Below are 17,090 nucleotides of genomic sequence, written 5' to 3'. Positions count from 1 at the left end.
TGGACGCGCTGTGCTCGGCGGCGGCGCGGGTGTTCGCGCGGGCGATGGTGCGCGGCCTGCTGGCGGCGACGGCCGCGGGCGGGGTGCCGGCCTACCGGGACGTGTGGCCGGAGGCGTTCGGCTGAGTCAGAGGTCGGGGAGGGGGTCCGGCGGCAGGTCGTGGGCACCTTCGAGGTTGGCCGCGCGGACGGCACTGACGTACTCCTCGTCGATCTCCAGGTGCAGTTCGGCGACGGTGAGTACCGGGCCGAGTGACGGGTGGACCTCGACCGGGCCGATCTCGGTGCGCCGCGGGAGCCGGTCGTAGACGGCCTTCGGCGTGTAGCGCCGGAAGCGGCCGCCGTAGAGGATGGTGATGCTGCGGTCGGTGACCACGACGAAGAAGGCGGCGCGCGTGCGGACGCCGTTGACGTACAGCGAGATTCCGGGGATGAGGTACTGGATCCGCTCGCCGTCCCGGAGGAACTTCCGGCAGCGCTCGCGGGCGATCGACGGCATCGGCATGACCCCAGTGTGCTCTCCAGCACAGCATCTCAAGATATGGATCGCTTGTGTCCACGACCTAAGATGTCGATGTGCTCCGGATTCGCCGTGAACTCGTCGACGAGATCGTCGCCCACGCCCGTCGTGACCACCCCGACGAGGCGTGCGGCGTGATCGCCGGGCCCGAGGGGTCCGATTCGCCCGAGCGGTTCATCCCCATGCTGAACGCGGCCCGCTCGCCGACGTTCTACGAATTCGACTCCGCCGACCTGCTGAAGCTCTACCGCGAGCTGGACGCGAACGACGAGGCGCCGGTGGTCATCTACCACTCGCACACCGCGACCGAGGCGTACCCGTCGCGGACCGACGCGAACATCGCGGCCGAGCCGGACGCGCACTACGTGCTCGTCTCCACCCGCGACCCCGAAGTGCACGAGTTCCGGTCGTACCGGATCGTGGACGCCGAGATCACCGAGGAGCCGGTCGAGATCATCGACTGACGACCGGAATAAAGCGCCGCGCCGAGTGCGTCTGCGTCTAGGAAACCACCGGAGGTAAGAACCCATGGCCGTGACCGTCTCCATCCCGACGATCCTGCGCACCCACACCGGCGGCGAGAAGTCCGTCGAGGCGAAGGGCGCGACCGTGCTCGAGATCATCGACGACGTCGAGTCCCGGCACGCCGGCATCAAGGCGCGCCTGGTCAAGGAGGAGAAGCTGCACCGCTTCATCAACGTCTACGTCAACGACGAGGACGTGCGCTTCTCCGGTGGCCTCGAGGCCGAGGTCAAGGACGGCGACACCCTGACCATCCTCCCCGCCGTGGCCGGTGGCTGATCGATGGCTCGCTTCGAGTCCCTGCTCGACGCGCTCGGCGGCACCCCGCTGGTCGGGCTGCCCCGGCTCTCCCCGACGCACGACGTGCGCCTCTGGGCGAAGCTGGAGGACCGCAACCCGACCGGCTCGATCAAGGACCGCCCCGCGCTGGCCATGATCGAAGCCGCCGAGCGCGAGGGCAAGCTGCGGCGCGGCTCCACGATCCTGGAGCCGACGTCGGGCAACACCGGCATCGCGCTGGCCATGGCCGCCAAGCTCAAGGGCTACGGGCTGGTCTGCGTCATGCCGGAGAACACCTCGACCGAGCGCAAGCAGCTGCTGCAGGCCTACGGCGCGCGGATCGTCTTCTCGCCGGCCGCGGGCGGCTCGAACGAGGCCGTCCGGCGGGCGAAGGAACTGGCCGAGGCCAACCCGGACTGGGTCATGCTCTACCAGTACGGCAACCCGGCCAACGCCGACGCGCACTACCGCGGCACCGGTCCCGAGCTGCTCAAGGACCTGCCGACGCTGACGCACTTCGTCGGCGGCCTCGGCACGACCGGCACGCTGGTCGGCGTCGGGCGGTACCTGCACGAGGCCAAGCCGGAGGTCCAGATCATCGCCGCCGAGCCGCGCTACGGCGAGCTGGTGTACGGCCTGCGCAACCTCGACGAGGGGTTCGTGCCGGAGCTGTACGACCCCAGCGTGCTGAACGGGCGGTACTCGGTCGGCGCGTACGACGCGCTGCGCCGCACGCGTGAGCTGCTGGAGCACGAAGGCATCTTCGCGGGCATCTCGACCGGCGCGGTGCTGCACGCGGCGCTGGCCGTCGCCGAGAAGGCCGCGGCGCGCGGCGAGACGGCCGACGTCGCCTTCGTCGTGGCCGACGCCGGGTGGAAGTACCTGTCGACGGGGGCGTACGCCGGTTCGCTCGACGAAGCGGCGGAGCGGCTCGACGGGCAGCTCTGGGCCTGAGCTACTCCGCTTTCCAGAGTTCGGGCAGGCCGAGGCCGACGCCGTCGGCCTCGGCCAGCCGCTCGAAGGTGGCCATCGTCGTGTCCAGGTCGTCGAAGACCTTCGGCAGCAGCTTGAGCGGCTTGCTGAGCGGCCGCCAGAAGGCGTCCCAGTGCACCGGCCGGACGGTCCGGGCGCCGACCGCGCCGACGGTCTCCCGCCAGTACTCTTCGCGCCACCGTTCGGTCTTCTTCCCCGCCGCGCCGATACCGAGGTAGACGACGTCCGCGGCGTGGCCGGCCAGCGCGCCCGGCACGAAGTTCGCCGACGCGTGGACCAGGACGCTGCCCGCCGGGTGGGCGATGTGGAACGAGTAGCACCGCCCGGTCTTGAACGCCTTGGCCTTCGCCGGCAGCCGGACCGGCTCGGTGATCTCGCCGGGCACCCGGTCGCCGTCGCTGTGGCGGGCGTCGACGGGAGTGACGGTGAACGAGCCGAACTCCACGGGCTTGCCGGGGACCAGCTCCTCGAACGGCTCGGCCGCCAGGTCGTAGCCCTCCTGGATCTTGCGCGTCGACGGCGAGCCGGCCAACGTGGCGCCGGTCAGCTTCGCCACCACCGGGGCGTCCAGGGCGTGGTCCACGTGCGAATGCGCGACCAGGACGGCGTCCAGTGCCGTGACGCCGAGCCGGCGCAGGGCCTCGCCGATCCGGCCGCGGTCCGGCGCCACCCGCGTCGCCAGCTTCAGCGGGGACGGCCGCGAGAAGAAGCCGTCGACCAGCACGGCCGACGTACCGTCGCTGACCAGCACGTTCGAGACTCCGGCGAACGCCGTGCGCAGTTCGGGCATGCTGTCACTATGAAGGTCATCGGGCTGCTCGGCGGGATGAGCTGGGAATCTTCCGCCGAGTACTACCGGCTCGTCAACGAACGGGTGAAAGCCGTGCGCGGCGGGTTCCACTCGGCGCACACCGTCCTCTACTCCGTCGACTTCGCCGCGATCGAGCGCATGCAGGCCGGCGGCCGCTGGGACGACGCCGGCGCGGAGCTGAACCGTGCCGCCAAGGCCCTCGAAGCGGCCGGAGCGGACTTCGTCGTGCTCTGCACCAACACCATGCACAAGGTCGCCGACCGGCTCGAAGACGGCCTCGGCATCCCGCTGCTGCACCTCGGCGACGCGACGGCCACGGCCGTGAAGGCCGCCGGGATCCGCCGCGTCGGCCTGCTCGGCACCGGGTTCACCATGGGACAGCCCTTCTACCGCGACCGCCTCGCTGCGCACGGCCTCGACGTGCTCGTGCCGCCCGCCGAAGACCGCGAGCTCGTGCACCGGGTGATCTACGACGAGCTGGTGCTCGGCGTCGTCGAGCCCGCCTCCCGCGAGGCCTACCGCGGGGTGATCGCGCGGCTCGCCGAGGCCGGTGCCGAAGGCGTCATCTACGGCTGCACGGAGATCGAGCTGCTGGTCGGCCCCGAGGACTCCCCGGTGCCGACCTTCCCGACGACCCGCCTGCACGCCGAAGCGGCGGTGGACTACGCGCTGGGCACCACCTCGCTGCCCGTGCCGCCGACGTGAGCCTCGTGCTGGGCGACGCACTGCCGCCACAGCCGTGCGCGTTCTTCCTCGGTGAACAGCGCCGCGGCGATGCCGAACACGTCCCCGGCGGCCGCCCACCAGTCGCCGGGTGACTCGATCAGCTCCTTCGCGCCGTGGCGGTTCAGCGTCAGCGCGCGCAGGGTGTCGGCGCCCGCCGCGTCCCGCCGTTGCACCACGCAGACCCGCACGAACCCGGACTCGGGGGCGCTCGACAGCCAGGCGTGCTTCTCGGCGAAGTCGGCCATCTCCGCGACGCCGGGCGCGAAGTCCATGCCGGTGAAGCTGCCCGAGGGGTCGTGCTCGAACCGCCAGCCGCCCGGCGCCACCTCCGACGGCCGCAGCCGGTAGGTGTTCGGGCCCTGCACGTAGGTGCCTTCCCGGAGGGGGAGCGGTTCGTGCGGGCCGTCGCCGAGCCCCACGTCGACCAGCCAGGCCGTCTCCAGGGCGTCCGGCAGCCCGGTGACGGTCAGCGCCAGGTGGTTGCGGTCGACGTTCGGCGCGTCCTCCGGGCCGCCCTGCACCCCGCCGATGTGCCGCGTGACCTGGTAGCCGAGCGCGTGCAGCAACGCCGAGAAGGCGCCGTTGAGGTGGTAGCAGTACCCGCCGCGGCCCCGCAGGATCCGCGCCAGCGACGCCGAAGGGTCGAGCGGGGTCGGCCGCCCGAGCTGGACCTCCAGCGCTTCGTAGGGCACGCGTTCGACGTGCGCCGCGTGCAGCCGCCGCAGGGCGGCGAGGCTCGGCGGCTCGGCTTCGAGGCCGAGCCGCGCGAGGTAACCGGTGACGTCCATGCCGGCCACGCTAGCGGCGACCACCGACAAAACCGCCGGATCAGGGATTTCACCCGAGGCGCGGGCGCCCGGCCCGGACGTAGCCTCGAAAACGTGAGCACACCGATCCCTGCCCCGGAAACCGACGCCGCCAAGCGCGTGCTGCCGCCGCGACCGAAGGCGGCCGCGCTCGTCGCGCTGTCGTTCACCCTGCTGCTCTACCTGGTCGAGCTGGTGGACGTGATCCTGCCCGGCGACCTGGACCAGGGCGGCATCCATTCCCGCGAGCTCTCCGGGCTGGACGGCGTGCTGTTCGCGCCGGTGCTGCACGCCGGCTGGTCGCACCTGTTCGCCAACACCGTGCCCGTGCTGCTGTTCTCCTTCCTCGCGATGGCCGCGGGGATCGGCCGGTTCGCGCTGGTCACGGCCATCATCTGGGTGGTGTCCGGGCTCGGCGTGTGGCTGATCGGGCCGGCCAACGCGGTCACCGTCGGCGCCTCCGGGCTGGCCTTCGGCTGGCTCGCCTACCTGCTGGTCCGCGGCATCTTCAACCGCGCGGCCGGGCAGATCCTCGTCGCCGTCGTCCTGCTCGGCGTGTGGAGCGGCATGCTGGCCGGGCTGCTGCCGGGCAACCCCGGCGTCTCCTGGCAGGGCCACCTGTTCGGCGCGCTGGCCGGGGTACTGGCGGCGTGGCTGACGAGCCGCCGGTCGGGCAAGGCGGCTCCGGCCGCGGCAGGTAACCTCGACGTGTGACGTCTCCGCCCGCTGATGCCCCGGTCGGCGTGTTCGATTCCGGCGTCGGCGGGCTGACGGTCGCGAGGGCGATCCTCGAGCAGCTCCCCGCCGAGCAGCTCCGCTACGTCGGCGACACGGCGCACAACCCGTACGGCCCGCTCCCGATCGCCACCGCGCGCAGCTACGCGCTCGCGGCGCTCGACGAACTCGTCGAGAGCGGCGTGAAGGCCTTGGTCATCGCCTGCAACACCGCGTCCGCCGCCTGCCTGCGCGACGCCCGCGAGCGCTACGACGTCCCCGTGATCGAGGTCGTGCTGCCCGCCGCGCGCCGCGCCGTCGTCGCGACGCACACCCGGCGCGTCGGCGTCATCGGCACCGAGGGCACCGTGCGGTCGCGGGCCTACGAGGACGCGTTCGCCGCGGCGCCCGACGTCACGCTCACCAGTGTCGCCTGCCCGCGGTTCGTGGACTTCGTCGAACGCGGCATCACCTCCGGCCGCCAGGTGCTCGGGCTCGCGCAGGGCTACCTGCAGCCGCTGCTCGACGCGCAGGTCGACACGCTCGTGCTCGGCTGCACGCACTACCCGCTGCTGCAGGGCGTGCTGCAGATCGTGATGGGCCAGGAGGTGACGCTGGTTTCGAGTGCCGAGGAGACCGCGAAGGACCTCGTCCGCGTGCTCACCGAGCTCGACCTGCTGACCACCCGGGACACCCCGCCGCGGCACGAGTTCGTGGCCACCGGTTCGGCCGAGCCGTTCGCCCGGCTGGCCCAGCGGTTCATGGGCTTCGCTCCGGGTGTCCTCGCTCCCACCACCGCGTGATCGGCGCGGCGGGCGCTTAGGGTGTCGAGGTGCGACTGACCATCCTCGGGTGCTCCGGCAGCATCCCCGGGCCGAACGCGGCCGCGTCCGGTTACCTGGTCGAGGCCGAGGGCTTCCTGCTCGGCCTCGAACTCGGCAACGGCACGCTGGCGCAGCTGCAGGCCGTGGCCGACCCGTTCGACCTCGACGCGCTCGTGCTCACCCACCTGCACCCCGACCACTGCGCCGACGTCAGCGCGCTCACCGTCCTGCGGCGCTACCACCCGGCGCCGCCGTACCCCGCGCGGCCGCGCCTGCTGCCGCTGTACGCGCCACCGGACGCGCCCACGCGGCTGGCGAACGCGTACGCGCCCAACGAGACCGAGCGGGCCGTCACCGACCTTTCGGACGTCTACGCCTTCCGCCCGCTGCGGCCGGAGCCGTTCCGGATCGGGCCGTTCGACGTCGTCGCGGTCGAGGTCGCCCACCCGACCCCGGCGTACGGCCTCCGGATCTCCTACGGTGGCCGGATCCTGGCGTTCACCGGCGACACCGGCCCGTGCGCGGCGCTGAACGAACTCGCCGACGGCGTCGACCTGCTGCTCGCGGAGGCGTCCTGGACGGATTCGGCGGAGCGGCCGCCGGGCGTGCACCTGTCCGGCAAGCAGGCCGGCGAGCTGGCCCGCGACGCCGGGGTCGGCCGGCTGCTGCTGACGCACATCGCGCCGTGGACCGACGCGGGCGCGGTTCTCGCGGAAGCCTCGGCCGAGTTCGCCGGAGCCGAGGTCGTCAAGCAGGGTGCCGTCTACGACGTGTGAGCGGCGCGGTCCTAGAGTGCTCCCGTGGCTCGAAAAGATGGCAGGAACGACGACCAGCTCCGTGACATCAAGATCACCCGGGGGTTCCAGCAGTGGCCGGCGGGTTCGGTGCTGATCGAATTCGGCAACACGCGGGTGCTGTGCGCGGCGAGCGTCACCGAAGGCGTCCCGCGCTGGCGGGCCGGCTCCGGCCTCGGCTGGGTGACGGCCGAGTACGCGATGCTGCCGTCCGCGACCAACACCCGCGGTGACCGCGAGTCGGTGAAGGGCCGGATCGGCGGCCGCACGCACGAGATTTCGCGGCTGATCGGCCGTTCGCTGCGCGCCTGCATCGACCTGGCGGCGCTGGGCGAGAACACGATCGTCATCGACTGCGACGTCATCCAGGCCGACGGCGGCACCCGCACCGCGGCGGTGACCGGTGGTTACGTGGCGCTGGCGGACGCGATCACGTGGCTGGGCGCGGCGAACCGCCTCAACGACCCGCAGCCGCTGTCCTCTTCGGTGGCCGCGGTGAGCGTGGGTGTGGTCGACGGCCGGGTCCGGCTGGACCTGCCGTACGAGGAGGATTCGCGCGCCGAGGTCGACATGAACGTCGTCGCGACGGACGCGGGCACGCTGATCGAGGTCCAGGGCACCGGCGAGGGCGCGACCTTCGCCCGGTCCACTTTGGACAAGATGCTGGACATCGCCCTCGCGGGGTGCGAAGAGCTGACCCGGCTGCAGAACGAGGCGCTGGCGCTGCCGTACCCGGGTGAGCTGCCGGAACCCCGGCCGGACAAGAAGAAGGGGTCGAAGTGACGAAGCTGCTTCTGGCCACGCGGAACGCGAAGAAGCTGGGCGAGCTCCGGCGGATCCTTTCCGCCGAAGGGATTTCCGGCATCGAGGTGCTCGGTCTCGCCGATGTGCCCGACTTTCCCGAGGCCCCCGAGACGGCGCCGGACTTCGAGGGCAATGCTGTCGCGAAGGCCAGGGATGCGGTTGCGGCTACCGGGCTGCCCGCCATCGCGGACGACTCGGGGCTCGCGGTCGACGCGTTGAACGGGATGCCCGGGGTCTTGTCGGCTCGGTGGTCGGGTCGGCACGGGGACGACGAGGCGAACCTGGATCTGGTGCTGGGGCAGCTCGGGGACGTCCCGGACGAGCGCCGCGGCGCCCAGTTCGTCTGCGCGGCGGCGTTGGTGCTGGCGTCGGGCGAGGAGACCGTGGTCCGCGGCGAGTGGCGTGGCTCGCTCGTGCGCGCCCGTCGGGGTGCTAACGGGTTCGGGTACGACCCGATCTTCCAGCCGGACGGCGAATCGCGGACATCGGCGGAGATGGAACCGGCGGAGAAGGACGCGCTTTCCCACCGGGGACGGGCCTTGCGGGCGCTACTGCCGGCGTTGCGCGACCTGGCTTAGATCAGTTTGACGCCGGGGCCGAGCTTCTCCGTGCCGAGGAGCTCGGTCTCGGTCGCCTGGACGGTCACGTCGAGGTCGGCCAGCGGGCTCAGGTCGACCGGCGAAGTGAGGGCGTCGAGCGTGAGCTTGCGCAACCGCGGGGTGGCGAGCGGCCGGAGGTCGTCGACCTCCACTTCGCTGAAGAAGAAGCTGGTGGCGCTGGGGAAGCACGCGGCGAACCGCGCGCCGGCCACCTGGTTCGCTGAGATCCCCGGCTGGCCGAACACGACGACGTGGTTCGGTGCCGCAATGGGTTGCGAGGCGGCCAGTGCGTCAGGCTGGATGCCGCGGAGGAAGAGCGTGTTCAGGTTTTCCAGCGCGCACAGCGGATCCAGCGTTTCGACCTCCTGCAGCTGATCGACCGCCAGGAAGTCGAGATCCGTCAGTTCGGCGAAGTCGTCGAGGTTCCGCCACGGCGTGTTTCCGGTCAGGGCCAGGAAAACCAGCCGGTCGAGGTGCTTCAGGTGCTGGACGTTGGTGTACCCGCGGGCGAAGTTCAACGAGAGGGACGTGATCGCGGGGTGCTCGCGCAGCGGGGCGAGGTCGACGATCGTCTCGCCGTCGAAGCACAACCGGACGTGGCCCAGGTGCGGCAGGCCGTCGAGCACGCCGAGGTCGCTCAGCTCGTCCGCTCGGGACAGCTTGACCTTCGCCCGGGTCAGGTTCCGCAACCGGTGCAGGTGCGGGAGGAGCCGCGCGCTCCGGACGGTCGCCTCTCCGTCGGCCAACGGGGAATCGGCGAGGACGTCGACGGCGAAGCGTTCCGGGTCGAAGTACTGCCACGCCACGGTCAGCTGTTCCTGCACCGCCCGGCGGGGGTCCTGGGCGTAGGCGTGCAACAGGGTCAGCGCCTCGGCTCCCGCGGTGAGCGCCGCGGCCCGGACCGTGGCCGCCGCGACCGCGTCCGAGAGGCCGTCGAGCGTCTTGGGCAGGTACCGCAGCACGCGGTGCCCGATCGACGCCAGTGACTGCGTCTCCCGCAGGCTGCGCGGCGGCACCAGCTGCTCCCGGATCACCGCCTCGACCCGCGCGATGACGTCCGGGGACGCGTTGCTCACCGTCTCCAAGGACGCCGCCGCCAGCAGGCGCAAGTGCCGGGCATGGCGGGGTTCCTCGTCCGCCCGGTCCAGGATCCCGGTCAGCAGCGTCCCGGCTTGATGGTGCTTCGCGTGGCCGCACGCCATCACGAACGTCTCCCACCACGTGTCCAGATGAGCCTTCGCGACCAACGTCTCCAGGTGGTCCTGTTCGGTGGCTTCGTTGGCGGCCAAGCACTCCTGGAACGTCCGGTGCACGAAGTCGACCCGGTCCCGGACCGGCTCGCGCAGCACGCCGCTGCGTTCCAGCAAGTGGTCCAGGACTTCCGACGGCGAGTGGTCGACGTGCGGGAGCGAGGGCAGGCGGCGGGTGAGGTGGGCCAGCACCCGCTCCTTCGGCAGTTCCACCTTCGACGCCAGCGAAAGCCGCCACGCCAGGTCGCCGAGCAGGACTTCCTTCTGGGACTCGGTGAGGATCACGTCGATCCGCCGCTCCGCGTCGCGCAGGTGCAGCAGCATCGACAACGCCTTGCGGTACAGGTCCATCCGGTCCCGCGGCAGCTCCGAGCGTTGTGCCAGGTTCAGCGCGCACAACATCGCGCACAGCAGCGGGCTCGCGGCCAGCGTCCGCAGGTGCGGCCGGCTGTCGAGCTGGTTCAGCAGCCGCCGCTGGACCGCGGGGACGTCGGTGCCCGGGCGGACCGTGCCGCCGGCCGCGGCCGCCTTGTGCCAGCGGGTCACCAGCGCGTCGATGTCGGCCGCGTTCATCGGCTCCAGCAGGACGCAGCCGAAACCCTCCTGCGCCAGCCAGCGCCGGTCGGCCGCCGCCGTGCGGGAGGTCACCACGATCAGGGTGTCCGGGAACGCCGTCGACAGCTTGCGCAGCCACGACTTCACCTCACGGCGGTGCCCGGTCCCCACCTCGTCGACGCCGTCGACCAGGACCATCGCGCGGCCGCTTTCGAGCACCCGGCGGGCCCAGCTGTCCGGTGGGGCCTGCATCGGCGCGATGTGGGCGAGGAAGTCCTCCGGCCGCGGCAACGGCTCCGCGGCGAAGCTGCGCAGCCTGATGGGGAACGGGACCCGGCCGTTCCAGCCCGCGAGCTTGCCGATGAACCGGCCGCGGGCCGCCGTCACCGCCAGCCAGTCCAGCAGCGTCGTCTTGCCCGAGCCGGCCTCGCCGCGCACCAGGACGCGGGTGGCGCCGCTCAACGCCGTCTCGACCCGCATGTTCGCGCTGCCCGCGCGGTCGCGGCGCTTCTCGAACCACAGCTCGTCCGTGCGCCGGTCCGCCCGGCGCGGTTCGCCTTCGGGGGAGACGCTCAAGCTCAGGTAGGCGACCGTCAGCGGCAGCGCCGGCTGGTCGTCCATGGTCAGGCCGAGCAGTTCCAGCCGGTCGAGGTCGCGGGCGAGCAGGCGCAGGTACGCCGCTTCGAACTCGGCGTCGTGGTCGACGCCCTCGGGGGCCGCGAGACTCGTCTTCGGCACCCGGGCCAGCAGCTCGTCGAGCTGGTCGCTCTGGCGGCTCAGCCGGCCGAGCACCTCGGCCAGCGCGCGAGGCTGGAAGGACGGCAGGTGGCGGACCACCTGCACGAGGTGGCGGCACGACAGGTCCAGCGCCAGCTCGTACAGCGCGGCCGCCTGCGGGGCGAGCAGCCGCTCGCGGGCCAGGTCACCCCGGAGCCTCCTGGCCAGCTGCTCGGGATCTGCGTCCACGGCCAGGAAGGCCTCATCGGACAGGTCCGCGCTGGTCAGGGTGTCTTCGACGGCCAGGAAGGCGGCGTCGATCTCGTTCTGTGGCAAGGCCGAGAACCGGTCGGCGAGGACCTCCTCCAGCTGCTCGGCCACCTGCGTGCCGATCGTCCGGACGAGGTTTTCCAGCTTCCGCCGCTCCAGCGGTCCCTTCAGCTCGCCTGCCGCCAGATCGGCCAGGTCGGCGGAGCGTTCGAAGCCCGCCTTCCGCCGCCGCAGCCACGACTTGGCGGCCGCGGAGGCGATCTGGCCGCCCAGCTTGAGCGCCGGCCCCTCCAGGCTCGTCAACGCGTCAGGAGGCGAGGCCGAGGTCGCGGATCAGCTTCGCCACGTGGCCGGCCGCCCGGACGTTGTACCAGGCGTGCGCGATCTTGCCCTCGGCGTCGACCACGAACGTCGACCGGATCACGCCCAGGTACGTCTTCCCGTAGTTCTTCTTCTCGCCGTACGCCGCCCACGCCTCGATGACCGACTTCTCCGGGTCGCCCAGGATCGGGAACGTCAGCTTCTCGTTTTCCGCGAACTTCGCCAGTTTCGCCTGCGTGTCCGGGGAAATGCCGATCACGCGGTAGCCGGCGTCGTTCAGCTGGGCCAGGTTGTCGCGGAAGTCGCAGGCCTGCTTCGTGCAGCCCGGGGTGCTCGCCGCCGGGTAGAAGTAGACGACCACGGACTCGCCGCGGAAGTCGCGCAGGGAGACGTCGTTGCCCTCGCTGTCGGGCAGGGTGAAGTCCGGGGCTTCGTCACCCGGGGAAAGACGCTCGGTCATGGGCCGAGCGTAACGTCACGCGGGGCCGCAGTAGGTGACCGCTGCGGGTTCGGTCGCGCTCGGGCGGAGCTGCAGCCGCAGCTGCACCTGCTCGCGCGGGACCGCGAACGCCAGCGTGATGTGCACCGACCGCCCCGGCAGCACGTCCTTGCCCGCGTCGGTGATGCCGGTGAAGCCCTGCGTCGTGTCCACGATCTGCTTGACCGCGGTGCCCGACGCCGTCGCGGTGACCGTGAGACCCGACAGCTTGTAGGTCGTCGCGCCCTCGTTCGTGAGCTGGACGTCGAACGCCGCGCCGCGCGGGCTCTGCGGGTACGCCGACGAGCTGGGGCGGAACGACTTCGGGGAGCCGACCGAGAGGGTGAGGCCGCTGGCGAACCGGTGGTCGGCGCCGAACTTGAGGTCGTTGCCCGCCTGGGAGGCCGAGGCGCCGGCACCCGCCGGGGAGCCGGCGGCGCCCAGCGCCGCGGTACCGCCTTGCGTCGAAGGGACCCCGCACGCCACCGCCAGGCCGAGCAGTCCTGAGGTGAACATGATCTTGCACGTGCGCGCGAGCGCCATCGCGGGTACTCCAGTCGGCGGGTCGGGGGTGCCGTCGGCAACGGGGGATTGCCGGGCGAACCCGCTCCACTCTGGCCGTGATCGCGCGTGGTTACGAGGCGCGACCGGGGGTTGTCGCGCACCTGGTGCCACCCCGTGGCCAATCCGTGACCGGAACGGCACCGCTCGTGACAATCACTGCCGACATGCCACTTAAACGGCGAGCGCGAACAGCAGGATGAAGATCGCCACGCCGGCCACCCACGCGGCCATCAGCCAGCCGAAATCCCGGATCGGGTCGACCGCGCGGCTCTCTTCGCCCGGCACGTACACGCCGCGTTCCTCGAACCAGTCCGCCCAGCGGGCGAACCAGCCCAACGGGTTGCGCGACGACATGTTCCACCTCCGGCCCGGACACCTGGAGTCACAGTACGGGTTCGGCCTCGGCCACCGAAAGGCATGTAACCGCTTACCGCCCGTGACACGACGTGCCACTGCCGAGTGAACGACGCCGTCACTCGTGTAGATCTTCAGACGACGCCGTTGCGCTGGAGCACCGACACCGCCCGGACGGTCGCGTAGCCCCGCCATTCGAGCTCCGCGGCGGGCGAAAAGCTCGCGAAATCCACCCGCCAGCCGCCGTCGTCCCGCTGTTCGCCGGCGAGCCGCCGCAGCTCGTTCTCGATGACGTCGTTCTTGAACAACGCGCGGGCCGGGCGGTCGGGCAGAGGCGCGAAGTCCAGCGCGCGCAGGGTCTCGCCGTCCGAGCCGCCGGCCACCGGCGCCAGGCCGTCGGGCGGGACGAACGCGGCTAGGTGCTTCAGCAGGCCGGGCGCCTCGGCGTGGAGGTCGTGGGCCGCGTCGGCGAACTGCACGGCGAACGAGAGCGCGATCGCGTGCGGCGCCTCGGAGAGTTCGCGGATGGCGCGGAAGCAGTACTGGGTCGCGGCCGTCAGCCACGGGTGCTCGCGGACCGCGCGGTCGTGACGGGCGACGCGCAGGGCCACGCTGGCGGTGAACGCGGTGCTCTGCAAGGTGGCGACGGCGGGATCGGCCTGCGCCCAGAACGGCGCGCAGCCCGCCGGGTCCGCGACGGGCACGGCGAAGGGCAGCCCGCCGTCCGGCAGCGAGACCGACGCCAGCCAGTCACAGAGCTTCGCCGCGTGCGGCGACGTGCCGGGCGCGATGTCCTCGAAGACCTCGAAGGCGTGCAGCGCGCCACCGGGCTGGCTCTCCGGCGCCCGCAGGTCCGGCTCGAGCCCCCAGCCGTAGCCGCCGTCGGGGTTGCGGTACCCGTCGACGGCGGCCAGCACGGCGCTGACGTCGGTCTGGCCACCCAGCAGCTCGAAGCGGCGGCGGTCGAGGAGGCGGGCGTGCGTCGCCATGAAGGAGGCTGCGGCGGAAAGGTTCACAGGCATGCGGCCAGCGTCGCACCTGCTGGGGGGCGCGGTCTTGAACGGATCGGCGCCCTCAGGGCAGCTGCGGTCCCGCGAGCGCCGCGGCCTCCCGCAGGCGGGCCGCGTCCTGGCCCGGTGGGGCGCCGAACAGGCGGCGGTACTCGCGGTTGAACTGCGACGGGCTGTCGTACCCCACCAGGTGACCCACGCCCGCGACGTCGCTGGAGTCGGCCACGAGCAGTGAACGGGCCTCCTGCAAGCGGATGCGCTTCTGGAACTGCAGCGGGCTCAGCGCGGTGACCGCGCGGAAGTGGCGGTGGAACGCCGACGGGCTCAGGTCGCTCAGCCGGGCGAGCTCCTCGATCCGCATCGGCTCGGCGTAGTTGTCCCTGATCCACCGGATCGCGCGGCTGACGTGGGACAGGCCGCTGTCGGCCAGGCCGATCTGGCGCACCAGGCCGCCGTGCGGGCCGGTCAGCAGGCGCCACAGGATCTCGCGCTCGATCAGCGGCGCGAGCACCGGCGCGTCCGACGGGTGGTCGAGCAGCCGCAGCAGCCGCCGCACCGCGTCGAGCAGTTCGGGGCTCGCGTCGCCGGTCGCGATCGGGGACGCCGGGAGGGTGCGGGACGAGCGGCCGGGCGGGGCCTCCAGCAGCAGCGGGGCGATCGCCGCCGGGCGCAGGGCCAGGCCGAGGCCGAGCGCCGGCGTGCGCCGGGTCGCGCCGACGAAGTGGCCGGTGACCGGCAGGTCGGTGCTGACCAGCAGGTACTGCCCGGCGCGGTACTCGTGGACGCGGTCGCCGAGCAGCAGCCGCTTGCCGCCCTGGGCCATGACGACGAACAGTGGTTCGGCGAGTGAGTGGTGCGGCTCACTGGTGTCCACTTTGGACAACAGAAGGCCGGGTACCGGTGTGCGCAGGTCCTCGCGAGCGTGGGTGGCGACGAGGTTCCGGATCTCGGTGAGCACCTCTCCAGGAAACCCAAGTCGAGAGGATCGTGCAACGCCGTGCGGGCATCGATCTACCGAACGCCACGTTAACGCGATTTCCTGGATTGACCGATCCGACACACAAGGAGAGTTTCGTGCCACTCGACCACTACGTCACCCTCGGCCGGTCCGGCCTCCGCGTCAGCCCGTTCGCCCTCGGCGCGATGACCTTCGGTGAGGACCCCGGTGGCGCCGGCTGCGGCGTCGAAGAGTCCGAGAAGATCCTCGCCACCTACCTCGACCTCGGCGGAAACTTCGTCGACACGGCCAATTTCTACACCAACGGCCACTCCGAAAAGATCCTCGGCGACTTCTTCGCCGCCCACCCCGGCCGTCGCGAGCACGTCGTGCTGGCGTCGAAGTTCTTCGGCAACATGTTCCCCGGCGATCCCAACGGCGGCGGCGCCGGCCGCGCGTCGATCATCGCGCAGCTCGACGAATCGCTCCGGCGGCTGCGGACCGAGCACCTCGACCTCTACTGGCTGCACAACTGGGACCGCCACACCCCGATCGAAGAGACCATGCGCACCCTCGACGACCTCGTGCGCGCGGGCAAGATCCGGTACGTCGGCTTCTCCAACACTCCGGCGTGGGTGACCGCGCAGGCGCAGACGACGGCGTTGCTGCGGGGCTGGACGCCGCTGATCGCGCTGCAGGTCGAGTACTCGCTGCTGGCGCGGACGGTCGAGGGCGAACTCGCGCCGTTCGCGCTCGACCAGGGCATCGCGCTGACGCCGTGGAGCCCGCTGAAGAACGGCTTCCTGTCGGGCAAGTACCGGCGCGGCACCGAGGTCGCCGACTCGGCCCGCGCGGCCTACGTCGGCGGCCCGTCCGAGGCGGAGTTCGCCGTCATCGACGCCGTCGCCGCGATCGCCGGTGAACTCGGGACGACGTCGGCGGCGGTGGCACTGGCGTGGCTGCTATCCCGGCGCGGCACGGTCGTCCCGATCGTCGGCGCGCGGCGGCTGGAGCACCTGACCGGCAACCTCGCGGCGCTGGAGGTCACGCTCTCGCCGGCCCAGCTCGCGACGCTGGACGAGGTCTCGGCGCCCACTTTGGACTACCCGGCGCCGATGCACGGTGCCCAGCGGGCGATGCTGCAGTTCGCAGGCACGACGGTCGACGGCGAACCGTCCACTGTGTACCCGCCACTGTTGCAAAGCGATGTGCGCTACTGACCTTTCACGCGGGCGAGGACATCGTTGAGGCTCTTGCGCACCCGTTCGGGGTCCCGCACCGCCGTCCGGAACTGTTCGTTGATCCCGCCGGGTGTCTCGTGCTTGCGGGCCAGCTCGCCGAGGGTGCCGTCGAACCCGGCCAGGGTGCGGCCGAGTTCGCCGAAGACGTGGGCGAGGTAGCCATTGGCGTCCTCCCCGGGGGGCGTCCCTCGTCCAGCGTATCGGGCCCAGCCGACAAAACCGCCGGATCGGGGTTGCCGCGGCGGCGTTGTCCACATCGGTGCCCGGGTGTGGACAACTCGGGCTGAACGGTGAAATCCGTTGCGCCGGAACGAAAGCAAGCCGCCTGCGAGCGGCATGGCGGACTCTAACCGCGGAAGGTGCGGCGGTAGGTGTCCGGGGGCACGCCGACCGCGCGGTTGAAGTGGCGGCGCAACGTCGTCGCCGTGCCCATTCCGACCGCTTCGGCGATGGACTCGACGCCGTTGTCGGTGTTCTCCAGCAGTTCCTGCGCGCGCCGGATCCGCTGGGTGAGCAGCCACTGCAACGGTGTCGTGCCGGTCGCCGCGCGGAAGTGGCGGCCGAGGTGGCGGGAGCTCATGTTCGCCTGGCGGGCCAGGTCTTCGACCGTCAGCGGCCGGTCGAGGCGGGCGGTGATCCACGGGAGCAGCGCGGACAGGGGGTGGTCGTCGCGGGTGGGGACCGGGGTGGCGACGAACTGGGCTTGGCCGCCGGCCCGGTGCGGTGGGACGACCAGGCGCCGCGCGACCGCGTTGGCGACCGACGGGCCGTGGTCGGCGCGCACCAGGTGCAGGCACAGGTCCATCGCCGCGGCTTTGCCCGCGGAGGTGAGCACCTGGCCGTTGTCGACGTAGAGGACGTCCGGGTCCACGGTCACCCGCGGGTAGCGGGCGGCGAGGACGTCGGTGTGCGCCCAGTGGGTGGTCGCGCGCAGCCCGTCCAGCAGGCCGGCGGCGGCCAGCACGAACGCGCCCGTGCAGAGGGACGCCACCCGCGCACCCC

Annotated in this window: 21 protein-coding genes; 10 read left to right on the top strand and 11 right to left on the bottom strand. The window is 71.8% G+C overall.

Annotated elements, in window-relative coordinates:
* Positions 1–126 precede the first annotated feature (126 nt).
* Positions 127–504 carry a hypothetical protein gene (locus G3I65_RS01805; protein WP_125313002.1) on the bottom strand — a complete coding sequence of 126 codons (378 nt, stop codon included), beginning with the start codon at positions 502–504 and terminating at the stop codon, positions 127–129.
* 71 nt (positions 505–575) lie between these two features.
* On the opposite strand from G3I65_RS01805, the gene G3I65_RS01800 reads away from it, so the two are divergent.
* The 3 genes from G3I65_RS01800 to G3I65_RS01790 all read left to right on the top strand — a co-directional run bounded on the left by G3I65_RS01800 (position 576) and on the right by G3I65_RS01790 (position 2,274).
* Positions 576–983: a Mov34/MPN/PAD-1 family protein gene (locus G3I65_RS01800; protein WP_086864233.1), complete on the top strand. Its 408-nt coding sequence runs from the start codon at positions 576–578 to the stop codon at positions 981–983.
* Positions 984–1,047: 64 nt separating this feature from the next.
* Entirely contained in the window at positions 1,048–1,320 is a 273-nt protein-coding gene (locus G3I65_RS01795) for a MoaD/ThiS family protein (protein ID WP_020640924.1), read from the top strand.
* A 3-nt stretch (positions 1,321–1,323) separates the two neighbouring features.
* The gene (locus G3I65_RS01790; RefSeq protein WP_160694106.1) at positions 1,324–2,274 is read left to right on the top strand and encodes a PLP-dependent cysteine synthase family protein; all 951 of its coding nucleotides are present in this window, start codon (positions 1,324–1,326) and stop codon (positions 2,272–2,274) included.
* 1 nt (position 2,275) lies between these two features.
* On the opposite strand, the gene G3I65_RS01785 is transcribed toward G3I65_RS01790, so the two are convergent.
* Entirely contained in the window at positions 2,276–3,103 is an 828-nt protein-coding gene (locus G3I65_RS01785; protein WP_160694104.1) for an MBL fold metallo-hydrolase, read from the bottom strand.
* A 9-nt stretch (positions 3,104–3,112) separates the two neighbouring features.
* Here G3I65_RS01785 and G3I65_RS01780 point away from each other — a divergent pair, with 9 nt between their 5' ends.
* Complete coding sequence (locus tag G3I65_RS01780; protein WP_160694102.1) at positions 3,113–3,829, top strand: aspartate/glutamate racemase family protein; 717 nt, start codon at positions 3,113–3,115, stop codon at positions 3,827–3,829.
* Here the strand turns inward: G3I65_RS01780 and G3I65_RS01775 are convergent.
* The gene (locus G3I65_RS01775; protein ID WP_160694108.1) at positions 3,787–4,647 is read right to left on the bottom strand and encodes an arylamine N-acetyltransferase; all 861 of its coding nucleotides are present in this window, start codon (positions 4,645–4,647) and stop codon (positions 3,787–3,789) included. The two genes, G3I65_RS01780 and G3I65_RS01775, sit on opposite strands and share 43 nt — an antisense overlap.
* Positions 4,648–4,731: 84 nt before the next feature.
* Between G3I65_RS01775 and G3I65_RS01770 the strand changes: the two genes are divergently transcribed.
* From G3I65_RS01770 to rdgB, 5 genes are read left to right on the top strand one after another with little or no spacing between them, the layout of a single operon-like run.
* Positions 4,732–5,370, top strand: coding sequence for a rhomboid family intramembrane serine protease (locus G3I65_RS01770; protein ID WP_160694100.1), 639 nt, complete (start codon positions 4,732–4,734; stop codon positions 5,368–5,370).
* Positions 5,367–6,173: a glutamate racemase gene (gene murI, locus G3I65_RS01765; protein ID WP_160694098.1), complete on the top strand. Its 807-nt coding sequence runs from the start codon at positions 5,367–5,369 to the stop codon at positions 6,171–6,173. Before G3I65_RS01770 ends, murI begins: the two co-directional genes overlap by 4 nt.
* Positions 6,174–6,202: 29 nt before the next feature.
* A complete protein-coding gene (locus G3I65_RS01760) occupies positions 6,203–6,970 on the top strand; it encodes an MBL fold metallo-hydrolase (RefSeq protein WP_160694096.1) in 768 nt (255 codons plus the stop codon).
* Positions 6,971–6,994: 24 nt separating this feature from the next.
* Positions 6,995–7,771 carry a ribonuclease PH gene (gene rph, locus G3I65_RS01755; RefSeq protein ID WP_160694094.1) on the top strand — a complete coding sequence of 259 codons (777 nt, stop codon included), beginning with the start codon at positions 6,995–6,997 and terminating at the stop codon, positions 7,769–7,771.
* Entirely contained in the window at positions 7,768–8,370 is a 603-nt protein-coding gene (rdgB, locus tag G3I65_RS01750) for an RdgB/HAM1 family non-canonical purine NTP pyrophosphatase (RefSeq protein ID WP_160694092.1), read from the top strand. Before rph ends, rdgB begins: the two co-directional genes overlap by 4 nt.
* Here rdgB and G3I65_RS01745 read toward each other — a convergent pair.
* The 6 genes from G3I65_RS01745 to G3I65_RS01720 all read right to left on the bottom strand — a co-directional run bounded on the left by G3I65_RS01745 (position 8,367) and on the right by G3I65_RS01720 (position 14,868).
* Complete coding sequence (locus G3I65_RS01745) at positions 8,367–11,486, bottom strand: NACHT domain-containing NTPase (protein WP_160694090.1); 3,120 nt, start codon at positions 11,484–11,486, stop codon at positions 8,367–8,369. The two genes, rdgB and G3I65_RS01745, sit on opposite strands and share 4 nt — an antisense overlap.
* 4 nt (positions 11,487–11,490) lie before the next feature.
* Positions 11,491–11,964 carry a thioredoxin-dependent thiol peroxidase gene (gene bcp / locus G3I65_RS01740; RefSeq protein WP_160694088.1) on the bottom strand — a complete coding sequence of 158 codons (474 nt, stop codon included), beginning with the start codon at positions 11,962–11,964 and terminating at the stop codon, positions 11,491–11,493.
* A gap of 15 nt (positions 11,965–11,979) precedes the next feature.
* The gene (locus G3I65_RS01735) at positions 11,980–12,525 is read right to left on the bottom strand and encodes a hypothetical protein (protein WP_160694086.1); all 546 of its coding nucleotides are present in this window, start codon (positions 12,523–12,525) and stop codon (positions 11,980–11,982) included.
* A gap of 192 nt (positions 12,526–12,717) precedes the next feature.
* Complete coding sequence (locus tag G3I65_RS01730) at positions 12,718–12,900, bottom strand: hypothetical protein (RefSeq protein ID WP_125313016.1); 183 nt, start codon at positions 12,898–12,900, stop codon at positions 12,718–12,720.
* A gap of 134 nt (positions 12,901–13,034) precedes the next feature.
* On the bottom strand, positions 13,035–13,922 hold the full coding sequence (locus G3I65_RS01725) for a hypothetical protein (protein WP_160694084.1): 888 nt from the start codon (positions 13,920–13,922) through the stop codon (positions 13,035–13,037).
* Positions 13,923–13,974: 52 nt separating this feature from the next.
* Positions 13,975–14,868 carry an AraC family transcriptional regulator gene (locus tag G3I65_RS01720; protein WP_160694083.1) on the bottom strand — a complete coding sequence of 298 codons (894 nt, stop codon included), beginning with the start codon at positions 14,866–14,868 and terminating at the stop codon, positions 13,975–13,977.
* Between the two features lie 116 nt (positions 14,869–14,984).
* Between G3I65_RS01720 and G3I65_RS01715 the strand changes: the two genes are divergently transcribed.
* Entirely contained in the window at positions 14,985–16,067 is a 1,083-nt protein-coding gene (locus G3I65_RS01715) for an aldo/keto reductase (protein WP_160694081.1), read from the top strand.
* Here G3I65_RS01715 and G3I65_RS01710 read toward each other — a convergent pair.
* Entirely contained in the window at positions 16,061–16,345 is a 285-nt protein-coding gene (locus G3I65_RS01710; protein WP_160694079.1) for a hypothetical protein, read from the bottom strand. The two genes, G3I65_RS01715 and G3I65_RS01710, sit on opposite strands and share 7 nt — an antisense overlap.
* An 89-nt stretch (positions 16,346–16,434) precedes the next feature.
* Positions 16,435–17,090: helix-turn-helix domain-containing protein (locus G3I65_RS01705; protein ID WP_160694077.1), on the bottom strand; the 656-nt coding region annotated here is incomplete at its 5' end.

The sequence above is a fragment of the Amycolatopsis sp. SID8362 genome (genome assembly GCF_010550475.1).
In the GTDB taxonomy this organism is placed as follows: domain Bacteria; phylum Actinomycetota; class Actinomycetes; order Mycobacteriales; family Pseudonocardiaceae; genus Amycolatopsis; species Amycolatopsis eburnea.
The sequence above is the reverse complement of the archived record's forward strand: the minus strand, read 5'-3'. Positions and strand labels throughout refer to the sequence as shown.

Coding starts and splice junctions, on each gene's coding strand:
- G3I65_RS01805 (WP_125313002.1), bottom strand. CDS start 504: ATGCCGATGCCGTCGATCGCCCGCGAGCGCTGCCGGAAGTTCCTCCGG.
- G3I65_RS01795 (WP_020640924.1), top strand. CDS start 1,048: ATGGCCGTGACCGTCTCCATCCCGACGATCCTGCGCACCCACACCGGC.
- G3I65_RS01790 (WP_160694106.1), top strand. CDS start 1,324: ATGGCTCGCTTCGAGTCCCTGCTCGACGCGCTCGGCGGCACCCCGCTG.
- G3I65_RS01785 (WP_160694104.1), bottom strand. CDS start 3,103: ATGCCCGAACTGCGCACGGCGTTCGCCGGAGTCTCGAACGTGCTGGTC.
- G3I65_RS01780 (WP_160694102.1), top strand. CDS start 3,113: ATGAAGGTCATCGGGCTGCTCGGCGGGATGAGCTGGGAATCTTCCGCC.
- bcp (WP_160694088.1), bottom strand. CDS start 11,964: ATGACCGAGCGTCTTTCCCCGGGTGACGAAGCCCCGGACTTCACCCTG.
- G3I65_RS01735 (WP_160694086.1), bottom strand. CDS start 12,525: ATGGCGCTCGCGCGCACGTGCAAGATCATGTTCACCTCAGGACTGCTC.
- G3I65_RS01730 (WP_125313016.1), bottom strand. CDS start 12,900: ATGTCGTCGCGCAACCCGTTGGGCTGGTTCGCCCGCTGGGCGGACTGG.
- G3I65_RS01725 (WP_160694084.1), bottom strand. CDS start 13,922: ATGCCTGTGAACCTTTCCGCCGCAGCCTCCTTCATGGCGACGCACGCC.
- G3I65_RS01710 (WP_160694079.1), bottom strand. CDS start 16,345: ATGTGGACAACGCCGCCGCGGCAACCCCGATCCGGCGGTTTTGTCGGC.